Annotated in this window: 16 protein-coding genes; 10 read left to right on the top strand and 6 right to left on the bottom strand. The window is 72.1% G+C overall.

From position 1 onward, the window contains the following. Position 1 precedes the first annotated feature (1 nt). A complete protein-coding gene (tkt, locus tag L332_RS17190) occupies positions 2 to 2,116 on the bottom strand; it encodes a transketolase (RefSeq protein WP_021009469.1) in 2,115 nt (704 codons plus the stop codon). 176 nt (positions 2,117 to 2,292) lie between these two features. On the opposite strand from tkt, the gene L332_RS17185 reads away from it, so the two are divergent. After that, a complete protein-coding gene (locus L332_RS17185; protein WP_021009468.1) occupies positions 2,293 to 3,237 on the top strand; it encodes a heme o synthase in 945 nt (314 codons plus the stop codon). 232 nt (positions 3,238 to 3,469) lie between these two features. Beyond that, complete coding sequence (locus tag L332_RS17180; RefSeq protein ID WP_021009467.1) at positions 3,470 to 3,916, top strand: hypothetical protein; 447 nt, start codon at positions 3,470 to 3,472, stop codon at positions 3,914 to 3,916. Between the two features lie 3 nt (positions 3,917 to 3,919). Here the strand turns inward: L332_RS17180 and L332_RS17175 are convergent, their stop codons facing one another. Together L332_RS17175 and L332_RS17170 are read right to left on the bottom strand one after the other, a co-directional pair. Further along, entirely contained in the window at positions 3,920 to 4,891 is a 972-nt protein-coding gene (locus L332_RS17175; RefSeq protein WP_021009466.1) for a Ppx/GppA phosphatase family protein, read from the bottom strand. Further along, a complete protein-coding gene (locus L332_RS17170) occupies positions 4,888 to 5,778 on the bottom strand; it encodes a COX15/CtaA family protein (protein ID WP_021009465.1) in 891 nt (296 codons plus the stop codon). Before L332_RS17170 ends, L332_RS17175 begins: the two co-directional genes overlap by 4 nt. A gap of 208 nt (positions 5,779 to 5,986) precedes the next feature. On the opposite strand from L332_RS17170, the gene sufB reads away from it, so the two are divergent. From sufB to L332_RS17145, 5 genes are read left to right on the top strand one after another with little or no spacing between them, the layout of a single operon-like run. Next, the gene (gene sufB, locus L332_RS17165; protein WP_021009464.1) at positions 5,987 to 7,405 is read left to right on the top strand and encodes a Fe-S cluster assembly protein SufB; all 1,419 of its coding nucleotides are present in this window, start codon (positions 5,987 to 5,989) and stop codon (positions 7,403 to 7,405) included. 1 nt (position 7,406) lies between these two features. After that, entirely contained in the window at positions 7,407 to 8,621 is a 1,215-nt protein-coding gene (gene sufD / locus L332_RS17160; protein ID WP_021009463.1) for a Fe-S cluster assembly protein SufD, read from the top strand. Continuing rightward, positions 8,618 to 8,944 (top strand): non-heme iron oxygenase ferredoxin subunit, encoded by a 327-nt coding sequence (locus L332_RS17155; protein WP_021009462.1) that lies wholly within the window; start codon positions 8,618 to 8,620, stop codon positions 8,942 to 8,944. Before sufD ends, L332_RS17155 begins: the two co-directional genes overlap by 4 nt. A gap of 31 nt (positions 8,945 to 8,975) precedes the next feature. Beyond that, on the top strand, positions 8,976 to 9,734 hold the full coding sequence (sufC, locus tag L332_RS17150) for a Fe-S cluster assembly ATPase SufC (protein ID WP_021009461.1): 759 nt from the start codon (positions 8,976 to 8,978) through the stop codon (positions 9,732 to 9,734). After that, positions 9,734 to 10,066, top strand: a complete 333-nt coding sequence (locus L332_RS17145) for a metal-sulfur cluster assembly factor (protein WP_021009460.1) — start codon at positions 9,734 to 9,736, stop codon at positions 10,064 to 10,066. Before sufC ends, L332_RS17145 begins: the two co-directional genes overlap by 1 nt. A 270-nt stretch (positions 10,067 to 10,336) precedes the next feature. Here L332_RS17145 and L332_RS17140 read toward each other — a convergent pair whose 3' ends face one another. Beyond that, positions 10,337 to 10,693, bottom strand: coding sequence for a hypothetical protein (locus L332_RS17140; protein ID WP_021009459.1), 357 nt, complete (start codon positions 10,691 to 10,693; stop codon positions 10,337 to 10,339). After that, positions 10,690 to 12,486 carry a DEAD/DEAH box helicase gene (locus L332_RS17135; protein ID WP_021009458.1) on the bottom strand — a complete coding sequence of 599 codons (1,797 nt, stop codon included), beginning with the start codon at positions 12,484 to 12,486 and terminating at the stop codon, positions 10,690 to 10,692. Before L332_RS17135 ends, L332_RS17140 begins: the two co-directional genes overlap by 4 nt. 51 nt (positions 12,487 to 12,537) lie before the next feature. On the opposite strand from L332_RS17135, the gene pnuC reads away from it, so the two are divergent. Then, positions 12,538 to 13,236, top strand: coding sequence for a nicotinamide riboside transporter PnuC (pnuC, locus tag L332_RS17130; protein WP_021009457.1), 699 nt, complete (start codon positions 12,538 to 12,540; stop codon positions 13,234 to 13,236). 30 nt (positions 13,237 to 13,266) lie between these two features. On the opposite strand, the gene L332_RS17125 is transcribed toward pnuC, so the two are convergent. Further along, on the bottom strand, positions 13,267 to 13,887 hold the full coding sequence (locus L332_RS17125; protein ID WP_021009456.1) for a biotin transporter BioY: 621 nt from the start codon (positions 13,885 to 13,887) through the stop codon (positions 13,267 to 13,269). A 37-nt stretch (positions 13,888 to 13,924) separates the two neighbouring features. On the opposite strand from L332_RS17125, the gene L332_RS17120 reads away from it, so the two are divergent. Together L332_RS17120 and L332_RS17115 are read left to right on the top strand one after the other, a co-directional pair. Continuing rightward, a complete protein-coding gene (locus tag L332_RS17120; protein ID WP_021009455.1) occupies positions 13,925 to 14,680 on the top strand; it encodes an isocitrate lyase/PEP mutase family protein in 756 nt (251 codons plus the stop codon). A gap of 88 nt (positions 14,681 to 14,768) precedes the next feature. Next, on the top strand, positions 14,769 to 16,379 hold the full coding sequence (locus L332_RS17115) for an ABC-F family ATP-binding cassette domain-containing protein (RefSeq protein WP_021009454.1): 1,611 nt from the start codon (positions 14,769 to 14,771) through the stop codon (positions 16,377 to 16,379). Positions 16,380 to 16,395 lie beyond the last annotated feature (16 nt).

Here is a 16,395-nt window from a genome sequence, read left to right as displayed (position 1 = left end):
CTCAGCGGGCCGCTTCGATGGATGCGCGAGCGGCCTCGACCACGGCCTCCGCCGTGATCCCGAACTCGCGGAACAGGGTCTTCCAGTCGGCGCTCGCGCCGAAGTGGTCGATCGCGACCGAGCGGCCGGCGTCGCCGACGATCGGGTGCCACGACAGCGGCGAGCCGGCCTCGACCGAGACGCGCGCGCGCACCGCGGCGGGCAGCACCGACTCGCGGTACTCGGCGGGCTGCTCGGCGAACCACTCGAGCGAGGGCGCCGCGACGACGCGCGCGGCGACGCCGTCGGCCTGCAGCTGCTCGCGCGCCTGGAGCGCGAGCTGCACCTCGGAGCCCGTCGCGATGAGGATGACGTCGGGGGAGCCGCCCGCCGCCTCCACGAGCACGTACGCGCCCTTCGCGACGTTCGAGGCGTGCGCAAGCACCTCCTCGGTCGCGTCGCCGTCGCCGCGCTCGAGCACGGGGATGTTCTGGCGCGTGAGGGCGATGCCGACCGGCTGGTCGCGCCGCTCGAGGATCGTCTTCCACGCCCACGCCGTCTCGTTCGCGTCGGAGGGGCGCACGATCTCGAAGCCCGGGATCGCGCGGAGCGTCGCGAGCTGCTCGATCGGCTGGTGGGTCGGTCCGTCCTCGCCGAGCGCGACGGAGTCGTGCGTCCAGACGTGGATGGGGTGCACGCCCATGAGCGCGGCGAGCCGCAGCGCAGGGCGCTGGTAGTCGCTGAAGATCAGGAACGTGCCGCCGTACGCGCGCGTCGGGCCGTGGAGCGCGATCCCGTTGAGGATCGCCGCCATCGCGTGCTCGCGGATGCCGAAGTGCATCGTGCGGCCGCGCGGCGAGGCCTCGGGCCACGACGTCGTCGACCGCTCGGCGGGCGCGAACGATCCCTTGCCCTCGAGCGTCGTGTTGTTCGACTCGGCGAGGTCGGCGGAGCCGCCCCACAGCTCGGGCAGCACGTCGGCGAGCGCGTTGAGCACCTTGCCCGACGCGGCGCGGGTCGAGACCTCGGTGCCCGCCTCGAACGTCGGGAGCGCATCCTCGACGCCCTCCGGGAGCGTGCCGGCGAGGAGCCGGTCGAGCAGCGCCTTGCGCTCGGGGTTGGCGCTCGCCCACAGGTCGAAGCGGCGCTGCCACGCGTCGCGCGCGTGCTCGGCGCGCTGCGCCGCGTGCTGGCGCGTGTACTCGAGCACCTCGTCGTCGACGTGGAAGGAGCGCTCGGGGTCGAATCCGAGCACCTCCTTGACCGCGGCGATCTCCTCCGCGCCGAGCTTCGCGCCGTGCGCCTTGCCCGTGCCCTGCTTCGTCGGCGCGGGCCAGCCGATGATCGTCTTGAGGATGATGAGCGAGGGCTTCGCGGTCTCGGCCTTCGCCTCCTCGATCGCGGCGTGCAGCGCCTCGACGTCCTCGACGTAGTCCTCCGCGATCGGCGCGTCGCCCTGCCGCCAGGCGACCTCGAGCACCTGCCAGCCGTAGGCCTCGTAGCGGGCCCGCACGTCCTCGCTGAAGGCGATGTCGACGTCGTCCTCGATCGAGATCGCGTTCGAGTCGTAGATCGCGATGAGGCGCCCGAGCTGCTGGTGGCCCGCGAGCGAGCCCGCCTCGCTCGTCACGCCCTCCTGCAGGTCGCCGTCGCCGGCGATGACGTAGGTGTAGTGGTCGAAGGGGCTCTCGCCGTCGGGCGTCTCGGGGTCGAGCAGCTCGCGCTCGAAGCGCTGCGCGTAGGCGAAGCCGACCGCCGAGGCGAGGCCCTGGCCGAGCGGGCCGGTCGTGATCTCGACGCCCTTCGTGTGCCGGTACTCCGGGTGCCCGGGCGTGAGCGAGCCCCACGTGCGGAGCGCCTCGAGGTCGCTCTTCTCGAGCCCCGAGCCCGTGAGGTAGAGCTGCACGTACTGCGTGAGGGAGGAGTGGCCCACCGAGAGGATGAAGCGGTCGCGACCGAGCCAGCGGTCGTCGGCCGGGTCCCGCTCCATGACGTGCTGGTACAGCAGGTGCGCGACCGGCGCGAGGCTCATCGCCGTGCCGGGGTGGCCGTTGCCGACCTTCTCGACGGCGTCGGCCGCCAGCAGGCGGGCGGTGTCGACGGCGCGCTGGTCGTCAGTGGTCCATTCGAATGCCAAAGCGGCTCCTTCTTCCGGCGGCGCGGAGCCGCGGCGATGCGGGCGGTGGGCGTCCTCCTCAGCATAGTGAGCGAGCGCATGCGCGTCCCGGGCGATCCCCCGAGGTGACGCCGCGAGTCAGATAGGATGGCGGTTGGCCATCGCCCGCTCCGATCACTCGAACAGGACCCCGCTGCATGTCGAACGCGACCTCGTCAGGCGTCTCGGCCCCCGCGGCGCCGGAGGCTCCCCGGCGGGCGACCCTGAAGGTCAAGGCGGGCGCCTACGTCGCGCTGACGAAGCCGCGCGTCATCGAGCTGCTGCTCGTGACGGCGCTGCCGACGATGTTCCTCGCCGCGGGCGGCGTGCCGCCGCTCGGCGCCCTCGTCGCGACGCTCGTCGGCGGCTTCCTGAGCGCGGGCAGCGCCAACGCGTTCAACATGATCCTCGATCGCGACATCGACCGCGTCATGCACCGCACGCAGCACCGCCCGCTCGTCACCGGCACGCTCTCGGTGCGCGAGGCGCGCGTCTTCGCGTGGACGCTCGCGGTCGTCTCGACGCTCGTGCTCGGCCTCTTCGCGACCTGGCTCGCCGCCGCGCTCTCGGTCGCCGCGATCGGCTTCTACGTGCTGATCTACACGATGCTGCTCAAGCGCCGGACCGAGCAGAACATCGTCTGGGGCGGCATCGCCGGCTGCTTCCCGGTCGTGATCGGCTGGGCCGGCGTGACGGGCTCGCTCGACTGGCCGGCGTGGATCCTGTTCACGCTCGTCTTCCTCTGGACGCCCGCGCACTACTGGCCGCTGTCGATGAAGTACCGCGACGACTACGAGGCGGCCGACGTGCCGATGCTCGCGGTCGTGCGCGGCCGGCCGATGGTCGGCATCCAGGTCATCCTCTACGCGTGGGCGTCGCTCGCGTGCACACTCCTGCTCATCCCGGTGGGTGGGATGGGCTGGCTCTACACGGGCGTCGCGGTCGTAGCGGGTGCGTGGTTCGTGGGGGAGTCGCACGGCCTCTACCAGCGCGCGATCAAGGGCGAGCGGGAGCTGCGCGCCATGCGCGTCTTCCACGCATCCAACACCTACCTGACGCTCATCTTCCTCGCGGTCGGCGTCGACCCGCTGCTGCCCTTCTGACCCGAGCGCCTCGCGGCGCAGCAGGTTCTGCTCAGTCCCTCCGAGCCGAGCGGAGGTGGCATGCTGCTGATCGTCGTGTGCGGCGCCCTGCTCGCCGCGGGCGCCGCGATCGCCGCCGCGTTGAGCGGCGAGCCGCTCGTCGAGCCCGCGCCGCCGCGCCGCGACGCCGAGCGCCCGCGGCGAGCGGCGCTGGCGCACGACGCCCGGTGGGCGGCGATCCTCACGATCGCGGGTGTCGCGACCGGGGTTCACCGAGGGGCAGGCGAGGGTGGGCGACATCACGCTCGAGGGCACCCTCGCGTACGCGACGTTCGGCGCGCTGCCGATCGCGCTCGTCTCCGCCACCCTCTACCTGCTCGCGGCGCCGTGGCTCCCGCGCGGTCGGCTCGCCGGCCCCGCGTTCGGCCTCGTGCTGCTCGTCGTCGGCTCGCCGTTCGTCGACCCGCTCCGCGCCGACAACGTCGACTTCGACCTGCTCGGCCCCGGTTGGCTCTCGGTCGCGGTGTTCGCGCTCCTCGCGCTGCTGCACGACACGGCGCTGCCGCGCGCCCTGCCCGCGCTCCTCGCCGCGCGGCGCTCGAGGCGCGGCGTGCTGATCGGCCGCGTGCTGCTGGGCGCGGCGACGATCGCGGCGGCGCCGGCCTTCATCGGCGCCGTCGTCTCGATCGCGACCCGCTGAGGGTCAGACGCGGTCGAGCATCTGCAGCAGGCGGCCCTCGCGGAGCGCCCAGGGGCTCACGTCGAGCTCCTTGACCCGGAACGCGCGCATCGCCTCCGACAGCACGATGCCGCCCGCGACGATCTGGAAGGTGCGGTCGCTCGTGATGCCCGGCAGCGCCGTGCGCGACGCCGCGTCCATGCGCGCGATGCGCGGCACCCAGTCGTCGAGCTGCCGGCGCGTCAGCACCGCCCGGTCGCCGTCGCCGATGCCGGGGAGCGCGTTGCCCGCGAGCCGGGCGAGCGAGCGGATCGTCTTCGACGAGCCGATGACGTGGTCGGGGCGGCCGAACGGCTGCACCTGCGCGACGGCGTCGTCGAGCACGGCCTTCGCGTACATGCGCAGCGCCCGCTGGTCGGCGAGCGACGGCGGGTCGGAGCGGAAGAAGCCGACCGTCGACCGGCCCGCGCCGAGCGGCACCGAGAGCGCGATCGCGGGCTCCTCGTCGTCGCCCATCGCGATCTCGAGCGAGCCGCCGCCGATGTCGAGCAGCAGGATGCGGCCGGCCGCCCAGCCGAACCAGCGGCGCACCGCGAGGAACGTGAGCCGCGCCTCATCCGGGCCGGAGAGGATGTCGAGCCGCACCTCGGCCTCGCGCTCGATGCGCGCGACGACCTCCTCGCCGTTCGCCGCTTCGCGCAGCGCGCTCGTCGCCATCACCACGAAGTCGTCGAGCGGCTCGCTGCGGGCGATCGCGACGCACTCGCGGATCGCGGCGAGCAGCGCGGCGACGCCCTCGTCGGTGATCGCGCCGTCCTCGTCGAGGTAGCGCATGAGCCGGAGCGTCAGCCGGTGCGAGCGCGTCGGCACGGGCCGGCCGCCGAGGCGCATGTCGACGAGCAGCAGGTGCACGGTGTTCGAGCCGATGTCGAGCACCCCGAGCCTCGCGCCGTGCGCGACCTCGCCGAGCGCCCCGTCGACCGGCCGGTCGGTCATGCGCGCACGGCCGCGGTCGCGTCCTCGCGCGCCGCCCGCGCGTCGGTCGGCTGCGGCGGCCGCAGCGAGAGCACGACCGCGGCGCCGATCGCGGCGGAGACGACGGAGAGCACCATGTGGATGCCGACGAGCATGATCGGCAGGCCGAGCCGCGACTGGACGATGCCGACCACGACCTGCACGAGGATGACGCCGAGCAGGGCGAGCGACCAGCGCAGGTGCAGCCGCGGCCCGCGCCGCCACGCGACGGCGACGACCGCGACGGTGAGGGCGAGCAGCGCGTAGCCCGGCCACGCGTGCACGTGCTGCATCACCGCGGGATCGAGGCCGTTCCGAGCGGCGCCGCCGTCGCCCGCGTGCGGGCCGGAGCCGGTCGTGAGCACCCCCACGACGACGACCACGACGAGCGCGAGCGTCATCGCGTGCACGAGCGCCGACTGCCAGCGGGGCGCGACGCGCGGGCCGGACGGGCCGACGACGACCTTCCAGACCAGCACTGCCGACAGGGCGACGAGGATGACCGAGAGGAAGAAGTGCACGCCGACCGTGTCGGGCCGCAGCTCCATCCACACCACGACGGCGCCGATGAGCGCTTGCGCGATGCTGAGGCCGAGCACGAGCCCGGCGAGCCAGGCGATCGTGCGGCCGGCCCGGCGCCGGATCGCCATCACGAGCATGACGACGGCGATGGCGACGACGACCGCGCCCCAGACCCGGTTCGTGAACTCGATGACCCCGTGGATGCCCTGCTCGGGCACGGGCACGAACGACTCCGGTTCGCAGTTGGGCCAGGTCGTGCATCCGAGCCCCGATCCCGTCAGGCGCACGGCACCACCCGTGCCGACGATGACGATCTGCGAGACCAGGGTGGCCCAGGCCGCGGCCATCAGGCCGCGTGAGCGCTCCAGCACAGTGCACCTCTCATGCCGTTCGCGGTAGGATCGTGGGGAGCCCATCGGCTCCGAACCCCTGCGCCGGTCTTCGGCGAGGCGTGTGCGACGGCCCTTCAAGTATGGCCGACCGCGGCGGTTCGCGAGTCGCGCGGAATGCCGAGGAGCACCGCTGGGTTGCAATCCGTGGATGGAAGGGGGAGCGATGTCCGATGTCCTGATCGACCGGCCCGAGCTCGAGAGCCTGGGTCAGTACGAGTTCGGCTGGCACGACTCCGACGAGGCTGGAGCCACGGCGAAGCGTGGTCTGAACGAGCAAGTCGTGCGCGAGATCTCCGCGCTCAAGAACGAGTCCGAGTGGATGCTCGAGCGCCGGCTCAAGGGCCTGCAGCTCTTCGAGCGCAAGCCGATGCCGACGTGGGGTGCCGACATCTCGGGCATCGACTTCGACAACATCAAGTACTTCGTGCGCTCGACCGAGCGCCAGGCGCAGACGTGGGAGGACCTCCCCGAGGAGATCCGCAACACCTACGACCGGCTCGGCATCCCCGAGGCCGAGCGCGCGCGGCTCGTCGCCGGCGTCGCGGCGCAGTACGAGTCGGAGGTCGTCTACCACCAGATCCAGGAGGACTTGGAGCGGCAGGGCGTCATCTTCATGGACACCGACACGGCGCTCAAGGAGCACCCGGAGTTCTTCGAGGAGTACTTCGGCACCGTGATCCCGACGGGCGACAACAAGTTCGCCGCGCTCAACACCGCGGTGTGGTCGGGCGGCTCGTTCGTCTACGTCCCGAAGGGCGTGCACGTCGAGATCCCCCTGCAGGCCTACTTCCGCATCAACACGGAGAACATGGGCCAGTTCGAGCGCACGCTCATCATCGCCGACGAGGGCTCGTACGTGCACTACATCGAGGGCTGCACGGCGCCGATCTACTCGAGCGACTCGCTGCACTCGGCGGTCGTCGAGATCATCGTGAAGAAGAACGCCCGCGTGCGCTACACGACGATCCAGAACTGGTCGAACAACGTCTACAACCTCGTGACGAAGCGCGCCATCGCCGAGGAGGGCGCGACGATGGAGTGGATCGACGGCAACATCGGCTCCAAGGTGACGATGAAGTACCCCTCGATCTACCTCGTGGGGGAGCGCGCGAAGGGCGAGACCCTCTCGGTCGCGTTCGCCGGCCCCGGCCAGCACCAGGACGCGGGCGCGAAGATGATCCACATGGCGCCGTACACGACGTCGTCGATCGTCTCGAAGTCGATCGCTCGAGGCGGCGGCCGCTCCGGCTACCGCGGCGAGGTGCGGGTCGACGCGAACGCCCACCACTCCGCGAACAGCGTCGTGTGCGACGCCCTGCTCGTCGACACCATCTCCCGCTCCGACACCTACCCGGCCATCGACATCCGCGTCGACGACGTCGTGCTCGGCCACGAGGCGACGGTGTCGAAGGTGAGCGAGGAGCAGCTGTTCTACCTGATGTCGCGCGGCCTCGAGGAGACCGAGGCGATGGCGATGATCGTGCGCGGCTTCATCGAGCCCATCTCGCGCGAGCTGCCGATGGAGTACGCGCTCGAGCTCAACAAGCTCATCGAGATGAGCATGGAAGGATCCGTCGGCTGACATGACCGCGACCGAGACCACCCCCGCACACCTCGCGACGGAGGACCGCTTCGTCCCGATCCAGACCCGCTCGGAGCGGCCGACGTCGTTCGACCCGGCCGACTTCGGCACGCCGACCGGCCGCGAGGTCAACTGGCGCCTCTCCGACCTGAAGCGGCTCGCGCCGCTGCTCGTCGACGAGGAGACCGAGACCGGTGCCGAGCCCGCGATCGAGTACGGCCTCGCCGAGCTCGAGGCGGCCGGCCTGCTCGTCGAGTCGACGGGCCACGACGCCGCCCCGCGCGGCGAGGTCTTCCGCCCCGAGGACGTCGTGAGCGCGATCGCGTGGAAGCGCTGCCAGAACGCCCTGCACATCCGCCTCCCGGAGGGGCAGGTGCAGGAGCAGCCCGTCATCGCACGCCTCCACGGCACGGGCGCCGACCGCCACGGGAACGCGCACATCGTCGTCGAGGCGATGCCCGGCTCGGTGGGCACGATCGTGCTGCACCACTCGGGCTCGGCGCGCTACGCGCAGAACCTCGAGATCATCGTGCGCGAGGGCGCGCGGCTGACGCTCGTCTCGGTGCAGGACTGGCAGGACGACGCGGTGCACGCCTCGGCCCACCAGGCGGTCGTCGGCGACGGCGCCTACCTCAAGCACATGGTCGTCTCCTTCGGCGGCGGTGTCGTGCGGGTCAACCCGTCGATGCGCCTCGCGGGCCACCGCGCCGAGGGCGAGATGTTCGGCCTGTCGTTCTCCGACAGCGGCCAGCACATCGAGAGCCAGGTCTTCATGTTCCACGAGGGGGTCGAGACCCGCGGCGACGTGCTCTACAAGGGCGCGCTGCAGGGCGAGGGCGCTCGCTCGGTGTGGATCGGCGACGTGCTCATCGGGCAGGACGCGACCGGCACCGACAGCTACGAGAAGAACCAGAACCTCGTGCTGACCGACGGCGCGCGCGCCGACAGCATCCCGAACCTCGAGATCAAGACCGGCGACATCGCCGGTGCCGGGCACGCCTCGGCGACCGGTCGCTTCGACGACGAGCAGCTGTTCTACCTGCAGTCGCGCGGCATCGAGGAGGAGGAGGCCCGCCGCCTCGTCGTGATCGGCTTCCTCATGGAGATCGTGCAGAAGATCGGCGTGCCCGAGATCGAGGAGCGGCTCGCCGAGGCGATCGAGGAGGAGCTGCGTCGCGGCGCCGGCCTCGCTCCCGCCTCGAAGGCGGGGGCATGACCGCCCAGCGGGCATGCGGCGTCGGCGACGTCGCCGTGAGCTCGGCCGTGCGCGTCGAGCTCGACGGCGTCGCGATCGCGATCGTGAAGGACTCCGCCGGCGACATCCACGCGATCGGCGACACCTGCACGCACGGCGAGATCTCGCTCTCCGAGGGCTTCGTCGAGGACGACGCCATCGAGTGCTGGGCGCACGGCTCGCAGTTCGAGCTGCGCACCGGCAAGCCGAAGAACCTGCCCGCCTATGAGCCGGTGCCGGTCTTCCCCGTGACCATCGACGGCGACGACGTGCTCGTCGACGTCCAGAATCCCGTGAAGCTGTAGCGCGGCGGCAGCCGCGAAGGAAGGAAGCGCGATGAGCGTCCTGGACATCAAGGACCTGCGTGTCTCGATCGAGACCGAGCAGGGCAGCAAGGAGATCCTCCGCGGAGTCGATCTCACCATCAACTCCGACGAGATCCACGCGATCATGGGGCCGAACGGCTCCGGCAAGTCGACCCTCGCGTACACGCTCGCGGGCCACCCCCGCTACACCGTCGACGGCGGCTCCATCACGCTCGACGGCGAGGACGTGCTCGAGATGAGCGTCGACGAGCGCGCTCGCGCGGGCCTGTTCCTCGCGATGCAGTACCCGGTCGAGATCCCCGGCGTGACCGTCTCGAACTTCCTCCGCACCGCGAAGACCGCCATCTCCGGCGAGGCCCCGCGCGTGCGCGAGTGGATCGGCGACGTGCGCGGCGCCATGGAGAAGCTGCGCATGGACCCGTCGTTCGGCGAGCGCAACGTCAACGAGGGCTTCTCGGGCGGCGAGAAGAAGCGCCACGAGATCCTCCAGATGGAGCTCCTCCGCCCGCGCTTCGCCGTGCTCGACGAGACCGACTCGGGCCTCGACGTCGACGCGCTGCGCATCGTCTCCGAGGGCGTCAACCGCATCAAGGGCGAGACGGGCCTCGGCGTGCTCCTCATCACGCACTACACGCGCATCCTCCGCTACATCCAGCCCGACCACGTGCACGTGTTCGTGAACGGCCGGATCGCCGAGCAGGGCGGCCGCGAGCTCGCCGACCGGCTCGAGGAGGAGGGCTACGACCGCTACCTCAAGGCTGGCGTCTGATGGCACTCGTCGAGATCGACGCGGCGAAGTTCGACGCGGTCACCGACGCGCTCAAGGACGTCGTCGACCCCGAGCTCGACGTCAACATCGTCGACCTGGGCCTCGTCTACGACCTCGCGTGGGACGACGAGCAGGACGCGCTCGTCATCTCGATGACCCTCACGTCGGCGGGCTGCCCGCTCACCGACGTCATCGAGTCGGAGATCGCCGAGAAGCTCGACGGCATCGTCGAGCAGTTCCGCATCAACTGGGTGTGGATGCCGCCGTGGGGCCCGGAGCGCATCACGGAGGACGGCCGCGAGATGATGAGGGCGCTAGGTTTCACGATCTAGCTCCCGCTGAGGTCGGCCGGAGGCCGAGGCAGCAGGACCCGGACGGTCCAGTGGACCGTCCGGCCTAGCGCCGTCGCGAGCGCGAGCGAGCGAGCTCGGCTTCACATCCGAGCGCCAGCGAGCAGCAGCACGAAGGGGACGACCACGACGGTCGTCCCCTCCGTCTCGCTCCGGGCAGTTGAGCGGTCTTCAACCGGATAGCCGGTAGGGCGAGCCGATATGTGTCGCGCCCGAGCGGCTATCCGGTTGAAGAATCCTCCGGAGGGGCGGTCAGGCGGCGTCGCGCCGCACGCGCGGAGTCCACGCCCGCTCCGGCTCGGCCGGCTCGAGCATCGACCAGACCGTCGGCGCGAGCTGCGGGTAGTCGTCGACGATGCGCCGGAGCACTCGGTCGCTCACCTCGTGATCGGGGCGCACAGCGTGCGGCGGGAGGATCCGCTCAGAACGCAGGAGCAGCACGACGATCTCGTCGACGCTCGGCAGCTGCGACATGAACTCCCACGGGTCCTCACCGGCGCGCAAGCGCTCCTCGACGAGCACCGAGCGCTCGTCCGCAGCCTCGGCGCGCAGCACCTCGAGGCTCGCCCGCCTGCGGGGCGAGGGGTCGGCGGTGGCCTCTCCGATCACCGATCCCGCCCGTGGCGCGGCTTGCGCGGCGTCCGCTCGTCGCGCTCCCGGCGGGGCGCCCGATCGTCGCGGTCGCGACGCGGACCGCGCTCGTCGCGCTCGCGGCGGCCGGTGTCGACGCGGATGTCGATCGGCACGCCGAGGATGCGCGTCTGCGAGAGCCGCTCGAGCTGGCCGGGGGAGAGCTCCGGCAGCTCGACGAGCGTGAAGTCGTAGCGGATCGTGATGCGCCCGAAGTCGTCGCGGCCGAGGCCGCCCTCGTTCGCGAGCGCGCCGACGATCTGCCGCGGCTCCACGCCGCGCTTGCTCCCGACGGCGAGCCGGTAGGTCGTCGCGTCCGACGGGCCGCGGCGGGAGCCGCGCTCGGGACGGTCCCCACCCGCGTCGCGATCGCGGTCGCGGGCGCGCTCCTTGGGTGCCTGGAGCGCGCGGTCCGCCTCCGCGTCGAGCAGCAGCGGCGTCTCGCCCTGCGCGACGACGGCGAGCGCGGCGGCGACGTCCTCCTGCTGCGCGTCGTGGTGCGCCACGTAGTGGGCGATGATCTCGCGGAAGCGCTCGATGCGCTCCGTCTCGCCGAGGGCGGCGGTGATGGCGTCGTCGAAGCGCGTGAGGCGCGTGGCGTTCACCTCGCCCGCGCTCGGCATCGGCATGATCTCGACCGTGCCGCGCGTCGCCTTCTCGATCGCGCTCAGCATCCGCCGCTCGCGCGGCGTGACGAAGCTGATCGCGTCGCCCGTGCGTCCCGCGCGGCCGGTGCGGCCGATCCGGTGCACGTACGACTCGGTGTCGATCGGCAGGTCGTAGTTGATGACGTGGCTGATGCGCTCGACGTCGAGGCCGCGCGCGGCGACGTCGGTCGCGACGAGCACGTCGAGGTCGCCCGAGCGGAGCTGCTCGATCGTCTTCTCGCGCTGCGGCTGGGCCACGTCGCCCGAGATGGCGGTCGCCGCGTAGCCACGCGCGCGCAGTCGCTCCGCGACCGTCTCGGTCTCGTTGCGCGTGCGCGTGAAGACGATCGCCGCCTCGAACGGCTCGACCTCGAGCACGCGCGTGAGCGCCTCGAGCTTCTGCTGGTACGAGACCATGAGCGCTCGCTGCGTGATGCTGGGGGCCGTCGTCGTGCTCGCGCGCACCGTGACCTCGGCGGGCTCGCGGAGGTGCTGCTGCGAGATCGCCCGGATCTGCCGCGGCATCGTCGCCGAGAAGAGCGCCACCTGCTTCTCCGCGGGCGTCTGCTGGAGGATCTCGTCCACGTCCTCGGCGAAGCCCATCCGGAGCATCTCGTCGGCCTCGTCGAGCACGACATGGGTGAGGCCCGAGAGGTCGAGGGTGCCCTTCGCGAGGTGGTCCATGATGCGGCCCGGGGTGCCGACGACCACGTGCACCCCGCGGCGGAGCGCGGAGAGCTGCACGCCGTAGCCCTGGCCGCCGTAGATCGGCAGCACGTGCACGCCGCCGAGATGCGCCGCGTAGCGCTCGAACGCCTCGCACACCTGCACCGCGAGCTCGCGCGTCGGGGTGAGCACGAGCGCCTGCGGCTCGCGCCGCGCGACGTCGATCGCCGAGAGCACCGGCAGCGCGAACGCGGCCGTCTTGCCCGTGCCCGTCTGGGCGAGGCCGATGATGTCGCGGCCCTCGAGCAGGAGCGGGATCGTCTCGGCCTGGATCGCGGAGGGCGTCTCGTAGCCGACGTCGTCGAGGGCGCGCAGGATCTCGGGCGGCAGGCCCAGTGCGGCGAAGGTCGCGCGATCGCCCTCGTCGTCGGTGGCGGGCGCGGTCTGCGTGTCGGTCATGCCTGCAACGCTACGCGCTGCGCGAGCCTCGCGCGGACCTACGCTGGTGGGATGGACCTCGACTGGCTCGCCGCGATCTACGGCGCGACCATCCCCGTCGGCGGAGGGCAGGAGCTGCTGCTGCGCGAGGTCGTGGGCAACGCCTTCGGGCTCGCGAGCGCGGTGGGCGGCATGCTGCGGCGCGTCTGGGCATGGCCCGTGGGCATCGTCGGCAACGTGCTGCTGCTCACGGTCTTCCTCGGCGCGATCCTCGACCCGGCCCACACGCTGCCGACGCTGCTCGGCCAGGCCGGCCGGCAGGTGATGTTCATCGCGGTCGCGGTCTACGGCTGGGTGCGCTGGCGGCAGGCGCGCGCCGCCGACGGGCAGATCGTGCCGCGCTGGGCCACGTGGCGGCAGCGCACGGGACTCGCCGTCGTGCTCGTCGTCGGCACGGTCGCCCTCACGCCGCTCTTCGCGGCGCTCGGCTCCTACGAGCCCGTGTGGGCCGACGCCTGGACCTTCGTCGGCTCTCTGCTCGCGACCTACGGGATGGCACGCGGCTGGACGGAGTTCTGGCTCATCTGGGTGCTCGTCGACCTCGTCGGCGTGCCGCTGCTGCTCTCGGCCGGCTACTGGGCGACCGCGGCGATGTACGCCTTCTACGGCGGGTTCACCGTGTGGGGCTTCGTCGTGTGGGCGCGGGCCCGCCGGAAGCCCTCGGTCGAGGTGCTGCTGCCGGATCCGCGGGTCGAGCGCGCCGACCGCTGACGCCGCGGCGTCGACGCGGGGCGGGCGCCCTCAGTCGATCGAGCGGTCGACGCGGCGCGCGCCGGCCCACGCGGCGGGCATGATCGCCGCGGCGAGCGCCCACTTCACGAGGCCGCCCACGATGAACGGCACGAAGCCGAGCTGCAGCGCGCCGGCGATCCCGACGGGCGTGCCCATCGCGGCGAGCACCGCGGCCATGTAGGGGATGCCGAAGGCGAAGGGGATGAGGCTCGCGAGGCCGAAGAGCGCGATCGCGAGCAGCGGGCGGCGGTCCCAGCGGCGCTCGGCGAGCCAGCCCACGACCGCGGCGGTCGCGATGAAGCCGATCACGAAGCCGAAGCTCGGCTTGCCGACCGCGAGCAGGCCGCCCGTGAAGCCCGCGAAGATCGGTGCGCCGGCGACGCCGAGCGCGAGGTAGCCGACCATCGCGGCGACGCCCCGGCGGAAGCCGAGCGACGCGGCGACGAGCATGACGCCGAGCGTCTGCCCCGTGACGGGCACGGGCCACATCGGGATCTCGACCTGCGCGAGCGCCGCGACGACGGTGATGCCGGCGGCGACGAGCAGGACGTCCTTGATGAGCGAGCGGTGCCCGACGAGCGCGTCGGCGAGCACGGTGCGGCGGGGGAGCGGGAGTGCGACAGCGGTCATGGAGCCACTGTAGGGCCGCTGCTCGTAGGATCCCGGCATGAGCGATCTCGCCGGCAAGGCCACCGCCCTCCTGACGATGCACGACGACTTCGTCGTGCTCCCGACCGCATGGGACGCGTGGTCCGCGCGCACGCTCGTCGACGCCGGCTTCGAGGCGCTCACGGTCGGCAGCCACCCGCTCGCCGAGTCGCGCGGGCAGGGCGACAACGAGGGCATGAGCCTCGACGACGCGCTCGAGGGCATCACGCGCATCACCGCATCCGTCGACGTCCCCGTGAGCGCCGACATGGAGTCGGGCTACGGCGCGGCGCCCGCCGAGCTCATCGAGCGGCTGCTCGAGGCCGGCGCGGTCGGCCTCAACGTCGAGGACACCGTGCACGCCGAGGGCCGCATGCGCGAGCCGCAGGAGCACGCCGACTACATCGCGGGCCTCCGCGCTGCCGCTGACGCGGCGGGCGTCGAGGTCGTCATCAACGCGCGCACGGATGCGTTCGCTCGCCCCCACCTGCACGGTCGCGACCCGCTCGAGGAGGCGATCGCGCGCTGCGAGCTCATGGAGCAGGCCGGCGCGCGCAGCCTCTACCCGGTCGTGCCGCCGAGCAGGGCGGCGATCGGCGCGATCCTCGAGCGCGTCTCGCTGCCCGTCAACGTGACCGCGCACCCCGTGCGCGGATCGATCTTCGGCGACCTCGCGGCGACTCGCGAGGGCGGCGCGCGCCGCGTCAGCTTCGGCCCGCTGCTGCAGGCGGCGCTCACCGACCTCATCGGGGAGCTCGCGCGCCCCTGGCGCTGAGGCCGGCCGCCGGCCGCTGGTAGGCTGGTGGGCTGGTCCGCTCGTCGGGCCGACCACCATCCCCCCATCCAGAGAGGCTCCCGCGCGCATGATCGCCGTGTCAGGCTTCGAGCTCTCGGTGGGCCCCCGCACCCTCATGAGCGACGTCTCGTTCCGCATCGACGCGGGCGACAAGATCGGCCTCGTGGGCCGCAACGGCGCCGGCAAGACCACCATGACGAAGGTGCTCGCGGGCGTGAGCGACGACCGCGACGGCCACACCTTCTCGGGCCGCATCGAGCGCTCGGGCGAGATCGGCTACCTGCCGCAGGACCCGCGCTCGGGCGACCCGAAGCAGACCGCGCGCCGACGCATCCTCGACGCCCGCGGCCTCGGCGAGCTCGTCGAGGGCATGCGCGTCGCGACCGAGCAGATGGGCGAGGGCGGCGCGGTCGCCGACGAGGCGATGCGCCGCTACGGCCGCCTCGAGGACCGCTTCCTCGCGCTCGGCGGCTACGCGGCCGAAGCCGAGGGCGCCGCGATCGCCTCGAACCTGCAGCTGCCCGACCGCATCCTCGACCAGCCGCTCGAGACGCTCTCGGGCGGCCAGCGCCGCCGCATCGAGCTCGCGCGCATCCTCTTCTCGGGCGCCGACACGATGCTGCTCGACGAGCCCACGAACCACCTCGACGCCGACTCGGTCGTGTGGCTCCGCGAGTTCCTCAAGGGCTACTCCGGCGGCCTCATGGTCATCAGCCACGACGTCGAGCTCGTCGAGGAGACCGTCAACCGCGTCTTCTACCTCGACGCGAACCGCCAGGTCATCGACATCTACAACATGTCGTGGAAGCTCTACCTGCGGCAGCGCGAAGCCGACGCCGAGCGCCGCAAGCGCGAGCGAGCGAACGTCGAGAAGCAGGCGAGCCAGCTCGAGCTGCAGGCGGCGAAGATGGGCGCGAAGGCGACGAAGGCCGTCGCGGCCAAGCAGATGGCGCGGCGGGCCGAGCGGATGCGCTCCGGGCTCGAGGAGGAGCGCGCGGTCGACAGGGTGGCGAAGCTGCGCTTCCCGAAGCCGGCCCCGGTGGGGAAGACGCCCATCATGGCGCGCGACCTGTCGAAGTCGTACGGCTCGCTCGAGATCTTCACCGCCGTCGACCTCGCCGTGGACCGCGGCTCGCGGGTTGTCATCCTCGGCCTCAACGGCGCGGGCAAGACGACGCTGCTGCGGATCCTGGCGGGCGTCTCCGAGAGCGACACGGGCGAGATCGAGCGCGGCCACGGCCTGCGCGTCGGCTACTACGCACAGGAGCACGAGACGCTGGACGTCGAGCGCTCCGTGCTGCAGAACATGCTCTCGGCGTCGCCCGACATCACCTCGACCGAGGCGCGCCGCGTGCTCGGCTCGTTCCTGTTCACGGGCGACGACGCCGACAAGCCCGCTCGCGTGCTCTCGGGCGGAGAGAAGACCCGCCTGTCGCTCGCGATGCTCGTGGTCTCGAGCGCCAACCTGCTGCTGCTCGACGAGCCGACGAACAACCTCGACCCCGCGAGCCGCGAGGAGATCCTCGGCGCGCTCAGCGCCTACGAGGGCGCCGTCATCCTCGTGAGCCACGACGAGGGAGCGGTCGAGGCGCTCGACCCCGAGCGAGTGCTCATCATGCCCGACGGCACGGAGGACCTCTGGAGCCCCGAGTACCTCGACCTCATCGGCCTGGCCTAGCCTGACGGCAGGTCGC

Source organism: Agrococcus pavilionensis RW1, from assembly GCF_000400485.1.
GTDB lineage: Bacteria > Actinomycetota > Actinomycetes > Actinomycetales > Microbacteriaceae > Agrococcus > Agrococcus pavilionensis.
This window is presented reverse-complemented; position numbering and strand designations above follow the sequence as displayed.

Bases quoted from the DNA above. Each gene is read 5' to 3' on its own strand.
- L332_RS17185 (WP_021009468.1), top strand. From the start codon at position 2,293: ATGTCGAACGCGACCTCGTCAGGCGTCTCGGCCCCCGCGGCGCCGGAG.
- L332_RS17175 (WP_021009466.1), bottom strand. From the start codon at position 4,891: ATGACCGACCGGCCGGTCGACGGGGCGCTCGGCGAGGTCGCGCACGGC.
- L332_RS17170 (WP_021009465.1), bottom strand. From the start codon at position 5,778: ATGGCCGCGGCCTGGGCCACCCTGGTCTCGCAGATCGTCATCGTCGGC.
- sufB (WP_021009464.1), top strand. From the start codon at position 5,987: ATGTCCGATGTCCTGATCGACCGGCCCGAGCTCGAGAGCCTGGGTCAG.
- sufD (WP_021009463.1), top strand. From the start codon at position 7,407: ATGACCGCGACCGAGACCACCCCCGCACACCTCGCGACGGAGGACCGC.
- L332_RS17155 (WP_021009462.1), top strand. From the start codon at position 8,618: ATGACCGCCCAGCGGGCATGCGGCGTCGGCGACGTCGCCGTGAGCTCG.
- sufC (WP_021009461.1), top strand. From the start codon at position 8,976: ATGAGCGTCCTGGACATCAAGGACCTGCGTGTCTCGATCGAGACCGAG.
- L332_RS17145 (WP_021009460.1), top strand. From the start codon at position 9,734: ATGGCACTCGTCGAGATCGACGCGGCGAAGTTCGACGCGGTCACCGAC.
- L332_RS17135 (WP_021009458.1), bottom strand. From the start codon at position 12,486: ATGACCGACACGCAGACCGCGCCCGCCACCGACGACGAGGGCGATCGC.
- pnuC (WP_021009457.1), top strand. From the start codon at position 12,538: ATGGACCTCGACTGGCTCGCCGCGATCTACGGCGCGACCATCCCCGTC.
- L332_RS17125 (WP_021009456.1), bottom strand. From the start codon at position 13,887: ATGACCGCTGTCGCACTCCCGCTCCCCCGCCGCACCGTGCTCGCCGAC.
- L332_RS17120 (WP_021009455.1), top strand. From the start codon at position 13,925: ATGAGCGATCTCGCCGGCAAGGCCACCGCCCTCCTGACGATGCACGAC.
- L332_RS17115 (WP_021009454.1), top strand. From the start codon at position 14,769: ATGATCGCCGTGTCAGGCTTCGAGCTCTCGGTGGGCCCCCGCACCCTC.